We start from the raw sequence: 18789 nt of genomic DNA on the forward strand, positions 1-18789 counted from the left end.
ACTATTATCCTCGGAAGAGCTTATACAACAGCGGTATGAAAAGTATAGACAAATAGAGAATTATAAATGAAAATATTTAAAGTCCGTATTGCATTTCGGAGGATTCTTGCGAAAAAATTTTAAATATTTTGTAAGTAACCTCTTAAACTGGGATATGCTGATAATATTACTCTACAAAAGATGTGTGATCGGTATGGAAAAGGAAAATTTGTTCAAATGGAAGCATTATCACATACCCATCAACTTAAGAAATTGATTGTTCCCCAAAACGATAAAATGAGCTGAATTCTCATAAATAACTGGGGGGTATCTCAAAAGCTTAGGTTGATGGCAATGGGCTACCGCCAACAAGACACGAATTTTGCATGCTAAGCAAAAAAACAATAAGCTGTCCACATGGACAGCTTATTTACATAATTCTCGTTATTGGAAGTAAAGTAAACCCCTCTTATTGGGGTACGAACACTGTTCTTGTTATAATTAATCTTTTTCAGAACGTCTATAATTCTCTTTTAAAAAATATATGTAAATATAATAAAAAACAAATGATTAATAGAAATATTCTACGCCACTCGTTTTTTATTGGACTTCTTTTTACTGTACTTTTATTTTCTTTATGGGTTATTAGAAAAATAATTGTCTATATAAGTCTTTATTTTTTCAAAATCCTTTTCCATAAATAAGATTGCTGGTACTTCAATTATTGGAAGATTATTTTCATTATCAAAAGGTGGACACGGTTTGGGAACTACCAAATAGTCAACTGAGTTTTTATCCCTAATATAATTAATTGAAACATCATAATACTTAGAAAAATATCCCTTCAAATCATCCTGATTCCTTAAAAATGGTAGAGAAAATATTGAACCATAATTTATACCAGCGTCGACAATTAATACAAAGCATATTTTTTTCATGATACACTCTCCTCGTATAATAAGTTTTAAGTTAATAACTGTTCCTTGAAAATTAAATAGTTTTTATCTTCAAGAGCTAGATCCAAAAAATGATGTATGGGTAAAATTTAGTCTTGGATACTGGGGGATTTCCCTACCTTATTCAAAGAAAGGCATTACATGCTATTCCGAATGCAATAAAACAAATAAAATACTAAGACAACAACAGTAATAATACTCGATGCTGTTTTGAAAGTTTTGTTTTCATACGTTTTATTTAACAAGAAGAAGAACAAAACGACCCAGACCCCGTTGGAAAAGAATGATGTTAGTGCATTAAAAACAACTCGAAACGCAAACATAGAGTCTTCCATTAGTTTTTCACCTTTCTTTTTCCTTATTATACCATTTAAAAAGTGATGTGTCGTGTTTTTCTTGTATATTCTATACATGTGAGGTTAACATAACGTCCTATTATCGGTAGCGAGTTTTTCATAGAATCCTTGTTTTTACTAAATTTTTTGTCTCTATGTCTATCTATCACTTATATAAGATTTTATACATCATTGATATAGCCGAGATTCTAGGGATCTTCGCTATATCAATGATGTATAAAAAAGTAGTTAAACTAGTGTGTTTTACTCCGGTTCATTTCAAAATATAATTGAAAATTCATCTTTAAATTAAAAAAAGAAGGTGTTACCTTTATATATTAATAACTTCGAAATATTGTATAACAGATAATTTTTATGCATGATTGATTAGCATTGCTTATTGTGCTAACGAATCATGATAGTGTGGCGACCGACAAACTAAATAGTTGCTTATCCTCAATTATTAGAAGGGAAGTTCTATCATTTCGAGAATTTATTAGACATAGACGAGTGCTATAAATTTCTATATCTACATAAAGAGGTGACTACGCATGAATCAAAGACCGTCAGAAGAAGAGTACGCCGGGGACTCCGGCGAATATATCCGTTTGGTACCGGACGGTAACATCATCGATATTCTACTCGCCCAGGAAAAGCAAATGACCGAGCTCCTGGCATCGTTGACCGAAAGCCAGGCCGCATATCGGTATGCGGAAGGAAAATGGACGCTGAAAGAAGTCGTGGGCCACATTGCAGACGCGGAACGCGTCATGACCTACCGCCTGCTCCGGTTCGCAAGAGGGGACCAGACGCCTCTGACCGGTTTCGATCAGGAATTGTTCATACCTCCTTTCGGAAGCTGGACAACCGAGCAATTGGCCGAAGACTACCGGGCCGTACGGCAATCAACGATCACATTGCTGCGCGGGCTACCCGCGGAGGCGTGGACCCGCAAGGGCACAGCCAACGACCTAAGCATTACGGCGCGCGCCCTCGCGTACGGTATCGCAGGACACGAACTTCATCACATGGGGGTCGTCATCCGAAATCGGTACTTGAGTTAATCGTCGGCTGAGGCCGATTAAGCATTTTTGGAATCGGTCATAAATTTAAAACTGAATGTACTCGTCTATCGCTTGATTTAGTTCCTCAAACGTATCGTATTTATGTAAAAGCAGGCTTATTTAAAGATATTGATGCGGCGCGTTCAGAGAATTAGGAGATAAAGCATTAATTACATCGGCAAAAGCACTAGTAAATACGGCGTATCGATTAATTGTGGAAGAAGGGCTGTTAGAGAGGCGCAGAGGAATCAAGGATAAGTGATTAAAAGGAGTGGCTTTAACCACTCCTTTTTTATGGGTTTTTAGGGAAGAACATGCTAATTAATTTAGGGATTTCAAAATAAAAAATATCTTTTTTCCATTCTGTGTATAATGAAAATATGGGATGTTTTGTGATTTCAGCAAATATGAAAATGGTAGATAAACTTTTAAGTTAGTTGTTTGAAAGATTCAAAAAATGATGTCGGTAGGTGAAGTAATGATAGAAGATATTCAATTGAAATCCATCAATGAGTTAGTTGACGATAAACAGTACTTTATTCCTTCGTATCAAAGAGGTTATCGATGGGGAAAGAATCAAGTTCAAAATTTATTAAATGATTTAGAAGAATTTATGAAGAAGTATTATCAAAAAGATGATATGTTTTATTGTTTACAGCCATTAGTGATCCGAAAATGTGAAGATGGTTATGAAGTAATAGACGGTCAACAACGTTTAACAACAATTGCATTAATTCATGCATATTTAGAAGAAGAATCTTTTTCAATTACTTATGCAACAAGACCAGAGAGTGCGGAGTTTATTCAAAATATAGCTGAAAATTATAATGAAGAAACTTCTATTAAAAATATAGACTATCACTTTTTTAAAGAGGCTTATACAGTTATAAAAGAATGGTTTGAACAAAAGCGTCAAAATGGGCGTACTTTTAAAAATAAATTTTCTATTATGCTAGGTGAACAAGTGAAAGTAATTTGGTATGAAGTGGGAGAGGATGTTGAAGTACGCGAGGTGTTTAGTCGGTTAAATAGCGGGAAAATCGAATTAACGAATTCGGAGTTATTAAAAGCTGCTTTAATTTTGAAAACGTCTTCTTATGAAAGACCAATGATTTCAACACAATGGGATGAAATCGAGCATCGATTACAAAATGAGCGTTTTTGGAGGTTTTTAGGCAAGAAGAAAAATTACATAAATCGAATCGAATTTCTATTTGATATTGCGGCGAATTATGTGAATTCACATAATCCAGATCCGTATTATACATTCTATAAATTACAAGAAGAGGATATTCAAACGGTGTGGCGCCAAATTATTGCGGATTTTGCTTTACTTGAAGAATGGTATGAAGATAGGGCATGTTATCATTTGCTAGGTTATCTTACTCAATATAAAAATATTACTGAGTATATTACTTTATATAGAAGTGATAGTATTAACGATAAAAAACATTTTAAACTTGTAATAAAACAAAGAATTTCAAAAGAAATCGAGTCTATTAATTTAAGAGAACTTGATTATTATCACGATAAAGTAGAGATACGAAAAGTGTTATTACTGTTTAATATTTTAATTGTTTTAAAGCAAAAAAATGTTGATGCTTATTTTCCTTTTGAATATTATTTGGAAAGTAAATGGAGTTTAGAACATATTCATGCTCAAAGTACAGAAGGATTAAATACGAAAGAACAGTGGAGCGTTTGGGTGCAAGGGACTATTAATTTGTTAGAAGGATTGAGTTGTTATAAAAAACTTGTAGAAGATTTAAAAACAGTCTCTTTAGAAGAGTTGACGGAAGAGAAATTTAATGGGATTTTCCAAAAGGTAGTAGAAAAAACAAATGATGATTTTTTAAGTGAAAGTAACGGTTTAGACAATTTAGTGTTACTAGATCAAGGAACAAATAGTAGCCTAAGCAATCACTTCTACCCAGTAAAATATAAGCGATTAATAAATTATGACAAATCAGGAGCTTATATCCCTTTAGCGACTCGCAATACATTTATGAAGTATTATAGCGATAAAGTAACGCAATATGAGTTATGGTCACTTGAAGATGGTGAAGCATATGTAAAAGCAATTGAATCTGAATTCAATGATTTGATATTGCAAGCTAAAGGAGTGATACAGCTTTGATAATGACATTTGCCCAATTAATTGAAGGTTATAGAATAGTAATTCCGATGATACAGCGGGATTATGCGCAAGGACGAGAGGATGATAAAGCCACTTTAGTACGGGAAAATTTAATAGAAAATATAAAAGCAGCTTTATTAGAAGGGAAACCTTTAGATTTTGATTTTATATACGGAACAATTGAAGACCGTGAAGGTAAAGAAACTTTACTGCCGCTAGACGGTCAACAACGATTAACTACATTATTTTTACTACATTGGTATTTGAATATAAAAGAAAGCGGCGATATGCAGCCTATATTAGAAAAATTTAGTTATGAAACGAGGATAACAGCTAAAGATTTTGTATATTATTTAGTTCGCAATTCAATTGAATATGATGATAAACCTTTATCAAAAGTGATTGAAGCTCAAAAATGGTATCAATATAAATGGAAGTTTGACCCTACAGTAGATGGTATGCTTCGAATGCTAGATAAAATCCATGAAGAGTTTTATAAAGTAGAGGATGGGTTATTAGAAGTATTAAGTGGAAAAGAATGTCCAATTTTCTTCACATTTAAAGATTTAAATAGCATTGGATCAGGTGAAGAATTATATATTAAAATGAATGCCCGTGGCCGAGCTTTAAGCGATTTTGAAAATTTTAGAGCACAATTTGAACAACTATTAGAAGTACTAGGTTATAACGATAAGGCAAAAGAATTTTCTTTTACATTAGATAAAGAATGGACAGATTTCTTATGGCCTTATTTAGATGATTCGAAGACGTTAGATAAACCGTTTTTGAGATTATTTAATTTCATTTCTTCGAGCAAAATCTCAAGAATAGGTACAGTCGCGCCAAATACGTTTAATAAAGATTATACTAATTTAAAAGAATTGAGAACCATTTACAAAGAGGAAGAAAATGTTACGTTTCTTTTTGACATCTTTACGATTTGGAAAGATGCAGAACAGATTGAAAACGAGTTTTCTGCTATACACGAACAAATTCATTTATTTACAGATGAAAGAAATTACTTTAAAGCTTTGCTCGAAGAGGATAACCTTACATGGCCAGAACGAATTTATTTATATGCGATCATCCAATCGAAAGTTTATAAGAGGGATGATGCAATTGAATTATTAAGACTTGTTCGGAATATAGTCAATCGAATTAGACAAGCGAAAGATGGAAGGTTCACGTCAAACATGCGCTATGACACAATTCCTACTATATTTGATTTCATTGATTATTTAGTGGAATCGGAAAAACCTGTACATGAAGCAATTTTAGATATTTCACCAAAAATGTTCTCTAAAATTAGTGATGCTAGTGTAAGACATGAACAAGAAAAAGTTCAATTAATCCTCGAAAGACCAGATTTGAAAGAGTGGTTATATAAGCTAGAGGATAATATATACTTCAAAGGCGCATTAATGGTCGTACTACCAATCTTTAAAAAATATCCTGAAAAACTGTACGATATGATGCAAGAACTATTAAGTACAAACCAATCTTTAGTTTCAAGAGCTTTTCTAGCAATTGGAGACTATGCGCATAAAATTGGCTATACAAATTTAGGACCTCGATATATATTTGGAGGAGATGCAGTAAAAGAATATATATGGACGACTTACGATCCAAATTTACAAGTGCATTATGAAAATTTTCTAGAGAAATTAATAACACTTGAAGACGATATTATTGAGAACAAATTGAGAAATTTAATTCAAGAACAAAAATGGAATCCAACAAACTGGAAATATTATTTTGTTAAATACCCAACTATATTAACAGGGAAGAGAATGATATTTTCCTATGAGGATGAGGATCAACTGTTAATAGAAAAGTTAAGTGGTGTGAGTTTGCGAGCAGAACATATTAACCCGATATATAAAGTCGTTATAGAGAGTATTCCAGCACTATGTGATTCGCAATATAGCAACGTTCGTTTATCGGAAAGAAGTAAACTAGTTACAAAAAGCGGACTCGTTTTACAAATTTCTAACGGTAAATGGCAAACTGATGATGACGAATTAAACGATAAACTAATCGATATTCAAAAAACGGAAAAGGATTTAGTACAACAAATGGTAAAAGTGATTCATTACTAATTACGAAGATTAATGATTTTCGTTGTTAAATAGAGTAAAAGTGAAAACAAAAGAGCCAACTCATACAAGGGGGCTCTTTTGATTTCTTTGGAATAGCCTTTACATTTCGTTATATTAATCAAAAAAATTGATTAATAAGTTGCATAAAGAACTCAACAACGTATATACTATAAACATCAAAAAAAGTTGATGAAGAGAGAGGGTATTACAGTGGCGCAAGATTTTCAGCTCTATGAGAAAAAATTCAAAGCATTAGCAGACCAGAAGCGTTTAGAGATTATGTATGAACTTTGTCAGCGAGGCCAGACTTGTGTATGTGATTTAACAGAGATTTTTGAAATGACGCAATCTAAGTTGTCCTATCATTTAAAGATTTTATTAGATGCAGGTTTAATTGTAAAAGAAACAAAAGGTACGTGGAGTTATTATGATTTAAATGATGCGGAAGTAAATAATTTATTATCAGAAGAATTGTGCTGTATCTTTAGAAAAACAGGAAAAGGTAGTTGCTGTTAAAATTTTGTACTATTAATCAAAAAAAATTGATTAATGACATGTAAAGAGGAGGAATAAGCTATGAAATATGTTCACGTTGGTATAAACGTTACGGATTTAGAGAAGTCTATCGAATTCTACGAAAAGGTATTTGGTGTGTCACCAGTTAAGGTGAAAGTAGATTATGCAAAATTTTTATTAGAGACGCCAGGACTTAATTTCACGCTGAACGTACGAGATGAAGTGAAGGGAAATCAAGTAAATCATTTCGGTTTCCAAGTGGATACAGCTGAAGAAATTACATTACATAAAGAAAGATTAGAAAAAGAAGGTTTCTTTGCGCGTGATGAGATGGATACGACTTGTTGCTATGCAGTACAAGATAAGTTTTGGGTAACAGATCCTGATGGGAACGAGTGGGAATTCTTTTATACGAAAGCACAGAGTGATGTTCATAAAATTGAAGAGTCATCTTGTTGCACGACTTCTAACGTAGTAGAAAAAAATTCTTGTTGTTAATAGGAGATGGAAAATAAAATGAAACGTTTATCATTTCTAGATCGATATTTAACACTATGGATTTTTCTAGCTATGGCTGTTGGGATTGGTTTAGGGTTTGTGTTTCCTAGTGTAGTAGACGGATTAAATACATTACAAGTTGGAACAACGTCTATCCCGCTAGCTGTCGGTTTAATTGTTATGATGTATCCACCATTAGCGAAAGTTCGTTACGAGGAAATGGGCCGTGTATTTAAAGATGTAAAAGTATTGGTTTTATCTTTAGTACAAAACTGGATTATCGGACCTGTACTTATGTTTGTTTTAGCAATAATTTTTCTTCCTGATAAGCCAGAATACATGGTCGGACTCATTATGATTGGTTTAGCACGTTGTATTGCCATGGTAATCGTTTGGAACGATCTAGCTGATGGGGATAAAGAGTATGCAGCAGGTTTAGTGGCTTTTAATTCCGTATTCCAAATGCTATTCTTCTCTGTTTATGCATACGTGTTTGTAACAGTCATTCCAGAATGGTTAGGCATTGAAGGGGCTATTGTCGATATTACAATGGGAGAAGTAGCGAAATCAGTATTTATCTATTTGGGAATTCCTTTTATAGCAGGTATGTTAACACGCTTTGTACTCGTTAAGTTAAAAGGAAGACAGTGGTATGAAAAGGTGTTTATACCTAAAATTAGTCCACTTACATTACTTGCATTGCTATTTACAATCATCGTTATGTTCTCTTTAAAAGGGGAAATGATAGTTAGCGTACCATTAGATGTAGTAAGAATAGCAATTCCGTTATTAATCTATTTTATTGTCATGTTTTTTGTTTCTTTCTTTATGGGAAGAAAAATTGGTGCAAACTATCCGGTGACAACAACGTTAGCATTTACAGCAGGTAGTAATAACTTTGAGTTAGCGATTGCTGTAGCAGTTGGTGTGTTCGGTATTCATTCGGGCGCAGCATTTGCAGCTGTTATCGGACCGTTAGTTGAAGTACCTGTAATGATCGCACTTGTAAACGTCGCTTTTTGGTTTAAGCGTAAATATTTTAATGATCAACCAGTCTAAATTTAAAAACAAAGGCGGAAAACAACATGGAAAACAAAAAGACAATTTACTTTTTATGCACAGGAAATTCATGCCGAAGTCAAATGGCAGAAGCATGGTGCAAACAATATGTAGGAGATAAGTGGAATGTATATTCTGCAGGAATCGAAGCACATGGAGTAAATCCAAATGCTATTAAAGCGATGAAAGAAGTAAATATTGATATAACAGATCAAACATCAGATATAATTGATGCAAACATTTTAAATAACGCTGATTTAGTTGTTACGCTTTGTAGTCATGCAGATTTTGTTTGTCCTTCGACACCTCCGCACGTAAATCGTGTTCACTGGGGATTCGATGATCCAGCAGGAAAAGAGTGGTCTGAATTTCAACGTGTTCGCGATGAAATTGGGGAACGTATAAAGCGATTTTCTGAAACAGGGGAGTAAATAAAGGAAAGAGCCAATCTTCTATCGTATAGGAGATTGGCTCTTTCCTTTATTAGTCATGACTGTATTGGTTCGCATAAATTACCGAAAAATAGAGGATATTCTATTGGATTGATAAAGTTAGAAATGTATTTAATCATGTAGGTGTTCACAAATAATAAAGTCATTTAAAAAATCATAAAGTTGTTTAGAATTAGAGATGGTATGATGAATAATCACACTATCTTTTCCTTTTTATGTATAATTAAATAAAAGGATTTTTAGATATTAAAATAAAGGGTAGTATATTAGCGCAAGGGGGAGAATGATGGATAAGTTGTTACAAGAAATCATAAATTGGTTAAAGATGAGAGATGAACAAATTGTTATCGGTATTTCAGGACATGGTGCAGCTGGAAAAACGACGTTTACTAATAGACTCGTAAAGCTACTAAATCAAAATGAAGTAAATTATATTAATACAGATCCTTACATTGTTAGTTCGGATATCCGCAAGCATGCAGTGATTCACTATACATATCAAAATGAAAATCATCGTTATAAAATGACAGCTTGTCATCCAGCGGCGCACCATTTGGCAGCTTTAGAAAGAGATATTCATATGATTAGAGCGGGGCTAGATTTTTATACGATAGATACGCATTATATGAAAAGTAAGTTGATTTCTTCGGAAAATAAAGTAACGATTGTGGAAGGAATGAGCGCCGCATTTATTAATCCTGATTTATTTGATTTGAAAATTTATTTTTATACAGATGGCGAAACGGAACTAATGAGAAGATCAAGCCGGGATATAGCTGAAAGGGGAGCCGATATAAATTATTTAAGGCAGTCTCATGAAGAACGCCGGATTCAATATGAAGTATTTATGCATTCGTATAGTCAGCGTTTTGATATAATTATCAAAACTTCTGATGAAACAATATGTTTAGAGAAAAATACATTTGAGTTTTATAAAGTTTAAATGAAAATCCTCAATTTGTTAATTGCATTATGACGGTTAATTTTTCTTATTTAGTACTTGTATTAAACAAATGTATTATTTAATCAATAATACATTCACTATGAAATAACTAGATTTTTAAAAAGATTTAGTAGCCTTCTTTCATCTACATAGATAGAAGGCTACTGTAATTTTGGCGGCAAAATTATATAACTGTATTATTACTCACAGTAGGATAGGATTCTCTATTTGAATATATTAGGTGTATCTTAAAAATTCTCACTTTAAAAGGTTTTTATTAGGAAGTACAAAAATGAATTTTTGTATGTAAGGAGAATAGGATGAAACACATAATAAAAGACATAGTAATAAACTACTTTAAAGAAATTCATTCACTACTAGTGGAAGAAGAATTACATAAGAACAGTTGGCATACAGATTTACACTATAAAATCATGGTGAATGGGAATCGGTATTCCGCACGGTTTATAAATAGCGATCGAACAATCAATCAGGCCTTTGGGGCGTTATCAAATGAACAATTGAAAGAGCAAGTACGCTTTACGTATTATTTACGAGAGCATGGAGTCCCATTTATGCAGATTAAGGAGAATAGGGCGGGAGAGCCATTTACATTACTCACTTGGAATGAGGAACAGTACCGGTTTGTATTATCTACTTGGATGGAAGGGGAACATGTTACTCATTGTACAGAAACGATGGCAGAGGTCTTTGGAAAGGAAGCAAGAAAGATACATGATATTTCTAGTACGTTTCAAAGCTCGACTTTTAAAAAGAAATCTCATTTAGATGGATATGGTGAGTTTATAAAGTTGTTAGAAAATAAGGGTGGTACATGTAAGGAATTGCGAGGATATATGGATCTCGCTAAGTATCATATAGAATGCGCACATGCGAGTGATTTGGAGTTTATTGTGCAAACAGATTTAAATCCTTTAAATGTCATATGGAACTCCAATCAATGTGTAAAAGGAATTATAGATTTTGAATCGATTGGATATGTTGATCGTATTGAAGGATTAGCCTTTTTAATAAAATGGTATTCCCGGACAGAAGGAATAGAGTCACATGTAGTATGCACGGAAGTTGCTAGAGCATTTTTAAAAGGGTATGGAGCTAATAACATTTTAACTTTAAATGATCATAAAAGACTTTCTTCGTTACTATGGTTATCCGGCAGTCTAAATTGGAACTTCGTTAAAAAGACGATGAGTCTATTAGGTGACGAGAGAAAAATAGAGGAACATTTGAGAGCTTATAAAATAAGGGGAGAAAATCTATCTGTATTAGTAAGCTGAGAAAGAGCCAACTCACACGAGTAGGTTCTTTTTTTTGTACTACGAATCTTCGTAATAGAACGATGTTACGGCGTTCTTTCCATAGAATATAAGTGTAAAAAACGCACATTTCATCATAAAAAAATGATCTTTTTCATATTTTACAGGTTATCTGATGAGTAGGTATATTTTTTGTGAAAAAAATGTTTTCGAAAAGTGTTGAAATATTTTGAAAATTAAATTATTATTATCCATGTAAACTACTAAGTAATCGTTTACATGGATGAAATAAAGCTTTAAACGAAACTGAAGTAAACGATTTCTTGAAAACTTAGAAAGAGTGATGAAATGGCTAAGTCTACAATTAAAGATGTTGCAATGGAAGCGAATGTGTCTACAGCTACAGTATCTCGGGTGTTAAATGCAAGTGGATTTGTAAGTGACGACATTAAAGATCGTGTTTATTTAGCTGTGAAAAAACTTAATTATCAACCGAATGCGATTGCTAGAAGTTTAAAGCAAGATAAAACATATACGATTGGTGTTGTGATTCCGGATATCACAAACCAGTATTACATGACAATTTCAAAGGCGATTGAAGATATTGTACAGCAAAAGGGCTATAATCTTATTTTTTGTAGTAGTCATGAAAATCCTAAAAAAGAGGATAAATTGTTGCAACTACTAGTGGAACAACGGGTAGATGCGATTGTGTTGGCGACTGCTGGAGGTTGTGAAGAAAGAGTAAGAAGTATTCATCAAGCCGGTGTACCAATTGTTTTAGTTGACCGGACTGTTGAGATTGGAGGTCCAAAATTAGATTCAGTTATAGAAAGTAATTTTGAAAGTGCTTATACATTAACGAGTTATCTTTTAAAACAGGGTCATAGATCGATCGGTCTTGTGAATGGATTGTTGAGCGTTAGTACAGGTAAAGAGCGCTATGAAGGATTTCAAAAAGCTTTGGAAGAGTTCGGGATTCAGGAAGATGAAAACTACACGTTTAATAGCACTTTCACAAGAGAGGGTGGAATGAAAGCAGTTGATTATTTTCTTAATTTCACTGAGAAACCGTCAGCTATTCTAACCTTGAACAATGAAATGGCATTCGGTGTTCTTCTTGAATTAACGAAGAGAGGATACTCAGTACCAGAGGACATAGTGATCGCTTCATTTGGTGATGTGGAAGCAGCGCAATTATTACGAGCACCTGGGATTATATCAGTAGCTCACAAACCATATGAAATGGGAGAAAGAGTAGGTGATATTTTACTAAAGCGTTTAAATAATGAAGAAGGCCCTTTTAATGAAATATTTACACCGGAATTACTAATAGATGCACAAAGTGTAAGTAGTTAAAACGATTAGAAATAATGATTTTCGTTCAGATAAAAATTGGAAGGGAGATAGAAATGTTAAAAGGAATACCGAAAATAATTAGTCCAGATTTAATGAAAATTCTTTTAGAAATGGGGCATGGGGATGAGATTGTGTTAGCGGATGGAAATTTCCCCGCTGCCTCTTGCGGAGAGAAGCTCATTCGATGTGAAGGGCATGGGGTTCTTGAAGTTTTACAGGCAATTTTGCAGTTCTTTCCGCTCGATACGTATAGCGATCATTCCGTTTCGTTAATGAAGGTTGTACAAGGGGATCCTACCACGCCCTCCATTTGGGAAACGTATGATGCAGTGATTAAACAATATGATACTCATTTTGATACTCATTTTGATAGTTTTGAGATGATTGACCGCTTTGCGTTTTATGAGAGAGCAAAGAAGGCTTATGCAATCGTTGCAACGAGTGAGAGTACTCTTTATGCCAATATCATTTTAAAAAAGGGCGTGGTTACGGATTAGCGCAGTATGAAACTTATATATTGTTTCATTTAAAAAATCATAGGGTAGTAGGTGATGGGATGAGTGAATTGCTACTGAAAATGGATGGAATTAGTAAAGCGTTCCCTGGTGTGCAAGCGCTTTCTAACGTGCGGTTTGAATTGAAAAAAGGCGAAGTTCACGCACTTTTGGGAGAGAATGGAGCCGGAAAATCTACATTAATGAAAATTTTAACAGGGATTTATCAAAGGGATACTGGAACGATTGCATACGAAGGAAAAGAAATAGAGGTACCCGATACAAAAGCAGCACAAAGACTTGGGATTAGCATTATTCATCAGGAACTTAATTTAGCTCCGCATTTAACAGTTGCCCAAAACATTTTTATTGGAAGAGAACCTAAAGGGTTATTTAATCTTTTTTTAGATGAAAAAGAACTAAATAATAGAGCAAAAAAACTATTTGAAAGGTTAAACATTCATTTAGATCCAAGAGAATTGGTAGGGGATTTAACAGTTGCGAAACAACAAATGGTGGAAATCGCTAAGGCACTTTCCTTTGATTCAAAAGTATTGATTATGGATGAGCCAACCGCAGCTTTAACGGATACTGAAATCGATGCATTGTTTGTTATGATTCGGAAATTACGGCAGGGCGGTGTGGGAATTGTTTATATTTCTCACCGTATGGAAGAGCTAAAGAAAATTACGGACCGTGTATCGATTATGCGAGACGGTACATACGTAGGAACGATGAACACGAAAGATGCAACGATTGAACAAATTATTTCTATGATGGTTGGAAGAAAAATTGATAACAATCAAAAACCAGAAATGAAAGAGAAAACGCGAGAAAAAGTGTTTGAGGTGAAAAATTTAAAGAGAGGGAACACGATAAAGGATGTAAGTTTTGAACTGTATAAGGGGGAAATCGTTGGCTTTGCTGGATTGATGGGAGCTGGAAGAACGGAAGTAGCCCGCGCCATATTTGGGGCAGACCCATTAGATTCAGGGGAGATTTTCATAAATGGAAACAGGCTGAGTATAAAAAGCCCGACGGATGCAGTACAACATGGAATTGGCTATTTGTCCGAAGATCGAAAACAGTTTGGGCTTCTAGTTGGGATGGATGTCAAAACAAATATTGCAATGGCATCCATGAAAGATTATGTAAAACCTCTTGGCTTGATGCATGGTTCTAAAATTGATCAACAGTCTGAGGAATTAATTAAAAGGTTAAAAATAAAAACGCCATCAGGCAATCAATTAGTGAAAAACCTTTCAGGAGGGAATCAACAAAAAGTAGTTATTGGCAAGTAGTTGACTAGAGATTCAGATATCTTAATCTTTGATGAGCCTACACGCGGAATTGATATCGGGGCAAAAGACGAAATTTATAGGTTACTACATGATTTAGCTGAGCAAGGAAAATCAATCATTATGATCTCCTCAGAACTTCCTGAAATTTTAAGAATAAGTCATCGTGTAATTGTCATGTGTGAAGGCAAGATAACAGGAGAATTGAAAAATGATGAAAAAGCATCGCAAGAAGCGATTATGACTCTTGCAACAAAACGCATTATGTAATGGATATTAACGGATGATAAAGGAGTGAGCAGGAATGGAAATACAAAAGGTAGTCGAACTTCCAGTTGAAGGGAAGATGAGGAAAGGGATAAATTCAAATGCTCTTCAGCAGCTGCTAGCATTTGCAAGTTTAATCGTACTTGTTTTCATTTTTTCAATTGCTTCAGCTAATTTTCTGCAATTTGATAACATTATAGGAATCTTTCTATCAACAGCTGTTACAGGCATCCTTGCTTTAGGGGCAACGATGATTATTGTTACAAGTGGAATTGATTTATCATGTGGAACCGTATTGACATTGTCTTCGGTTATGACGGGTGTTTTTGCTGTCAACTTAGGTTTACCAGTTTGGGTAGCTGTTATCGGAGGGATTTTAATAGGTGCGGTAGTAGGTTTGATTTCGGGAGCTGCGATTGCAAAACTGAAGATTCCACCATTTATTGCAACATTAGCTATGATGATGATCGCGAAAGGATTGGCACTTGTTATTTCGAAAGCTACTCCAATTTATTTTACTTCTATACCGAGCTTTAACAAAATTGCGATGGGTTCTATTATCCCTGGTTTTGCTATTCCGAATGCAGTTTTCATCTTTTTTGGAATGGCCATTTTCGCAAGCTTAATTTTAAATAAAACGATAATCGGAAGATATACATTTGCACTAGGAAGTAACGAAGAAGCAACTCGTCTTTCTGGAGTGAATGTAGATAAGTGGAAAATGATTATCTACATGATTGCAGGTGTTTTTACTGGTGTTGCAGGGATTATAATGGCATCTCGTTTAAATTCTGCTCAGCCTGCTTTAGGAGCAGGATATGAATTAGAAGCAATTGCAGCAGTCGTTATCGGAGGAACGTCTTTAAGTGGTGGTAAAGGAACAATTCTTGGTACTGTAATTGGTGCATTGATTATGAGTGTGTTAACGAATGGTCTGCAAATCCTTTCAGTGCCTCAAGAATGGCAAACAGTAGTTGTTGGGGCTGTTATCTTATTAGCAGTTTACGCAGATGTGTTGCGAAACAAAAAAGCAAAGAATTAACGTTGATACTGTTTATTAATCAAACAATATATAGGAGGAATTTTAGATGAAGAAAGCAAAAAAAGGCATCGTTTTATCGTCAATTCTCGCAATCTCAATGTTTATGGGAGCGTGTTCTTCAAACAATGCAAGCACGGGAAGTAAGGATAGTAGTGCTCCTCCAAAAGATGACGGTAAGCGTTATGTTGCGATCATTTCAAAAGGTTTCCAGCATCAGTTTTGGCAGGCAGTTAAAAAAGGGGCTGAGCAAGCAGCAGATGAATATAAGGTGAATATTACATTTGTAGGTCCTGAAACAGAAGCGCAGGTTGATAAACAAGTTGAGATGCTTCGTAGCACACTTGATAAAAAACCAGATGCGATTGGTTTTGCTGCATTAGACTCTAAGGCTGCTCTTCCTTTATTAGAACAAGCAAAAAACAAAAAAATTCCGGTTGTTGCATTTGACTCAGGTGTTGAAGGTGATATACCTGTAGCAACAGCTGCAACTGATAATAAAGCGGCAGCAGCTCTTGCAGCTGAGAAAATGGCTGGATTAATTGGTGAAAAAGGGGAAGTAGCAGTAGTTGCTCATGATCAGACAAGTAAAACTGGTGTTGAACGCCGAGATGGCTTTGTAAATACAATCAAATCAAAGTATCCGAACATCAAAATTGTCGATATTCAATATGGTAGCGGTGATCAATTAAAATCAACTGACGCTGCTAAAGCAATTATGCAAGCGCACCCAAATGTAAAAGGTATTTTCGGTACAAATGAAGGTTCTGCAATTGGGGTAGTAAATGCTGTTAAAGAATTGAACAAAAAGAGTGTCGTAGTAGTTGGCTTTGATTCTGGAAAACTACAAATTGATGCAATTAAGAGCGGCGTAATGGCAGGCGCGATTACACAAAATCCAATTGGAATTGGTTATGAAACTGTGAAAGCTGCTGTTGAGAACCTAGATGGGAAACAAGTATCAAAAACAATCGACACTGGTTTCTATTGGTACGATAAAAAGAACATCGATGATCCAAAAATTAAGGAAGTTCTATATCAATAAAATATAAAACGAAACTAGCGGTGCAAATAAGATAGAAACTGAGGTGTATAACATTGGCGAGTGTAATCAATGATTTGAAATTATATGCAAATAAGATTGTCCAAACGGGTCTTGTAGTAGGGGCAGGTGGAAATTTAAGTATGAGAGATGGAAATATCATGTATATCTCTCCTAGCGGTTTTGATTTGCAAGAGATAGAAGACGATCAGTGGGTACGTGTCGATATTGAAACTGGTGAGATATTGGATGATTTAAAACCATCCTCTGAAATATTAATGCATTTGGAATGTTTTCGTAAGCGTCCTGATATAACAGCTGTTTTACATGCGCATCCAAGTTATTCGGTAGGGGTATCATGTACTGGCCATACGATTCCGAGTCTATTCCCAGATTTTCCGGCAATGATTCAAAGCGTTGCTTACCTTGATTATATGATACCGACTACAGAAGTTTTGGCTAACGCGGTATCGGGTGTAATTGAAGAAAATGATGTAGTAGTAATGAGAAATCACGGCGTTCTGACGGTTGGTAAAACAATGAAAGAAGCATATTTTCTTATGCAAATTCTAGAAGAAGCGGCAAAGGTATATACGATTGCATCGACAATAGGAGTGCCAAGAGTGCTTACAGAGGATGAATGTCACGAATTAAGAAATCTATCTTCCGAGAAATATAGATTACAACTATTAAAAGATGCGGAGTAGTTACATGTTTCTGAAGGGTGTGAATGAATGGAAAAAGTTTGGGCTTTTGATTTAGGTGCATCCAATGGGCGTTTAATGGTAAGTGGATTTGATGGGAAACGTCTTTATCTTGAAGAGGTTCATAGGTTCTCCAATCGTCCGGTTTACGCAACAGGCCATTACTATTGGGATGTGTTAAGGATATTTCAGGAGATGAAAAATGGAATTGGCAAAAGTATTAGAAATGGGCATAAATCGATTGAAAGTTTGTCCATCGATACGTGGGGAGTTGATTTCGGGCTTCTCTCTGAAACAGGTGAATTGCTTAGTAATCCGTATTCTTATAGAGATCCGCATACAAATGATAGCCTAAAGGAAATTATGGAAGTCATTCCGCGGGATGTTTTGTTCTCTCGATCGGGAGTTACACCAGCAGCAATTAATACGATTTGCCAGCTGTATACGATAAAAAAGAATAACCCAGATTTAATGGAAAAGGCAAAAACTCTTTTGTTAACACCAAACTTATTGAGTTATTTATTTTCCGGTATAAAGGCGAATGAATATACGATAAGTACAACGACATCGTTATTTCATATTCATGAGCGTAATTGGGATACTGCCCTTATGACCGAGCTTAGCCTTCCTACAGAAATCATGGCAAATATTGTGATGCCAGGAACGACTCTTGGTCCGACGCTTTCTTCGATTCACAACGAATTTGGTATACAGCCTGTTAAGGTTATTGCTGGAACGGGACATGATACTGCCTGTGCTCTTGCTGCATTGCCTATAAAGTCAGAAAATTCAGTATTCATGAGTTGTGGTACGTGGATTTTAATGGGCGTTCAAGTAAAGGATCCAGTTATTACTGAACAGGCATTGGAATGGGGCTTTACAAATGAAGGAACAGCAGATGGCGAGTTCCGGTTACTCAAAAATATTATGGGATTATGGCTCATGCAAGAATGTAGAGCCGTTTGGGCAAAAGAAGGTACGATTTTTACTTACGAAGAAGAAGCAGAGTTGATTCGACATACAAAACCGTTTGCACATTTCATAGATCCGGATGATCCTTCTTTCTTCAATCCAGAAAATATGCCGAAGCAAATACGGGATTACTGTATAAAGAGTGGTCAACAGCCGCCTGAAACGGAAGGGAGCTTCCTCCGTTGTATTTTGGAGAGTCTTTCACTCAGGTACAGGTGGGTTTTAGAACCTGTTTAGAATCTATGGTATAATCTGTACAAAAAAGGATATTTTTTATGATACATAATTATACAAGTAAC

The 18789-nt window shown here is 34.9% G+C and carries 17 protein-coding genes and 1 pseudogene; 16 read left to right on the plus strand and 2 right to left on the minus strand.

Annotated features, from left to right (window positions below; genetic code table 11):
- Window positions 1-614: 614 nt before the first annotated feature.
- Both PDL00_RS33480 and PDL00_RS34800 read right to left on the minus strand, forming a co-directional pair.
- Window positions 615-917 carry a hypothetical protein gene (locus PDL00_RS33480; RefSeq protein WP_061690126.1) on the minus strand — a complete coding sequence of 101 codons (303 nt, stop codon included), beginning with the start codon at window positions 915-917 and terminating at the stop codon, window positions 615-617.
- Window positions 918-1072: 155 nt separating this feature from the next.
- Window positions 1073-1270, minus strand: coding sequence for a hypothetical protein (locus PDL00_RS34800; protein WP_098656125.1), 198 nt, complete (start codon window positions 1268-1270; stop codon window positions 1073-1075).
- A 551-nt stretch (window positions 1271-1821) separates the two neighbouring features.
- On the opposite strand from PDL00_RS34800, the gene PDL00_RS33485 reads away from it, so the two are divergent.
- From PDL00_RS33485 to PDL00_RS33565, 16 genes and pseudogenes are all read left to right on the plus strand, one after another.
- A complete protein-coding gene (locus PDL00_RS33485; RefSeq protein ID WP_270733737.1) occupies window positions 1822-2334 on the plus strand; it encodes a DinB family protein in 513 nt (170 codons plus the stop codon).
- A 478-nt stretch (window positions 2335-2812) separates the two neighbouring features.
- Entirely contained in the window at window positions 2813-4471 is a 1659-nt protein-coding gene (locus PDL00_RS33495) for a DUF262 domain-containing protein (RefSeq protein WP_242251267.1), read from the plus strand.
- A gap of 2 nt (window positions 4472-4473) precedes the next feature.
- Complete coding sequence (locus PDL00_RS33500; protein WP_270733744.1) at window positions 4474-6570, plus strand: DUF262 domain-containing protein; 2097 nt, start codon at window positions 4474-4476, stop codon at window positions 6568-6570.
- A gap of 189 nt (window positions 6571-6759) precedes the next feature.
- Window positions 6760-7086, plus strand: coding sequence for an arsenical resistance operon transcriptional regulator ArsR (gene arsR, locus PDL00_RS33505; protein ID WP_242251277.1), 327 nt, complete (start codon window positions 6760-6762; stop codon window positions 7084-7086).
- A 60-nt stretch (window positions 7087-7146) separates the two neighbouring features.
- On the plus strand, window positions 7147-7584 hold the full coding sequence (locus PDL00_RS33510) for an ArsI/CadI family heavy metal resistance metalloenzyme (protein WP_242251279.1): 438 nt from the start codon (window positions 7147-7149) through the stop codon (window positions 7582-7584).
- 18 nt (window positions 7585-7602) lie between these two features.
- On the plus strand, window positions 7603-8643 hold the full coding sequence (arsB, locus tag PDL00_RS33515; protein ID WP_002128038.1) for an ACR3 family arsenite efflux transporter: 1041 nt from the start codon (window positions 7603-7605) through the stop codon (window positions 8641-8643).
- Window positions 8644-8669: 26 nt separating this feature from the next.
- Window positions 8670-9074, plus strand: coding sequence for an arsenate reductase (thioredoxin) (arsC, locus tag PDL00_RS33520; protein ID WP_270733738.1), 405 nt, complete (start codon window positions 8670-8672; stop codon window positions 9072-9074).
- 307 nt (window positions 9075-9381) lie between these two features.
- Window positions 9382-10038: a uridine kinase family protein gene (locus tag PDL00_RS33525; RefSeq protein WP_061678321.1), complete on the plus strand. Its 657-nt coding sequence runs from the start codon at window positions 9382-9384 to the stop codon at window positions 10036-10038.
- Between the two features lie 320 nt (window positions 10039-10358).
- Window positions 10359-11336: a phosphotransferase enzyme family protein gene (locus PDL00_RS33530; protein ID WP_270733739.1), complete on the plus strand. Its 978-nt coding sequence runs from the start codon at window positions 10359-10361 to the stop codon at window positions 11334-11336.
- A 327-nt stretch (window positions 11337-11663) separates the two neighbouring features.
- Window positions 11664-12674, plus strand: coding sequence for a LacI family DNA-binding transcriptional regulator (locus tag PDL00_RS33535; RefSeq protein WP_270733740.1), 1011 nt, complete (start codon window positions 11664-11666; stop codon window positions 12672-12674).
- Between the two features lie 53 nt (window positions 12675-12727).
- Entirely contained in the window at window positions 12728-13171 is a 444-nt protein-coding gene (locus PDL00_RS33540) for an RbsD/FucU family protein (protein ID WP_270733741.1), read from the plus strand.
- Window positions 13172-13230: 59 nt separating this feature from the next.
- A pseudogene (locus PDL00_RS33545) lies at window positions 13231-14736 on the plus strand (sugar ABC transporter ATP-binding protein).
- 34 nt (window positions 14737-14770) lie between these two features.
- Window positions 14771-15775 carry an ABC transporter permease gene (locus PDL00_RS33550; protein ID WP_270733742.1) on the plus strand — a complete coding sequence of 335 codons (1005 nt, stop codon included), beginning with the start codon at window positions 14771-14773 and terminating at the stop codon, window positions 15773-15775.
- A 46-nt stretch (window positions 15776-15821) separates the two neighbouring features.
- Complete coding sequence (locus PDL00_RS33555) at window positions 15822-16817, plus strand: ABC transporter substrate-binding protein (RefSeq protein ID WP_087984498.1); 996 nt, start codon at window positions 15822-15824, stop codon at window positions 16815-16817.
- Between the two features lie 53 nt (window positions 16818-16870).
- The gene (locus PDL00_RS33560; protein ID WP_242251326.1) at window positions 16871-17521 is read left to right on the plus strand and encodes a class II aldolase/adducin family protein; all 651 of its coding nucleotides are present in this window, start codon (window positions 16871-16873) and stop codon (window positions 17519-17521) included.
- A gap of 27 nt (window positions 17522-17548) precedes the next feature.
- A complete protein-coding gene (locus PDL00_RS33565) occupies window positions 17549-18727 on the plus strand; it encodes a rhamnulokinase (protein WP_270733743.1) in 1179 nt (392 codons plus the stop codon).
- The last annotated feature ends 62 nt before the right edge of the window (window positions 18728-18789 follow it).

It is taken from the genome of Bacillus cereus group sp. TH152-1LC (assembly GCF_027710505.1).
GTDB lineage: Bacteria > Bacillota > Bacilli > Bacillales > Bacillaceae_G > Bacillus_A > Bacillus_A mobilis.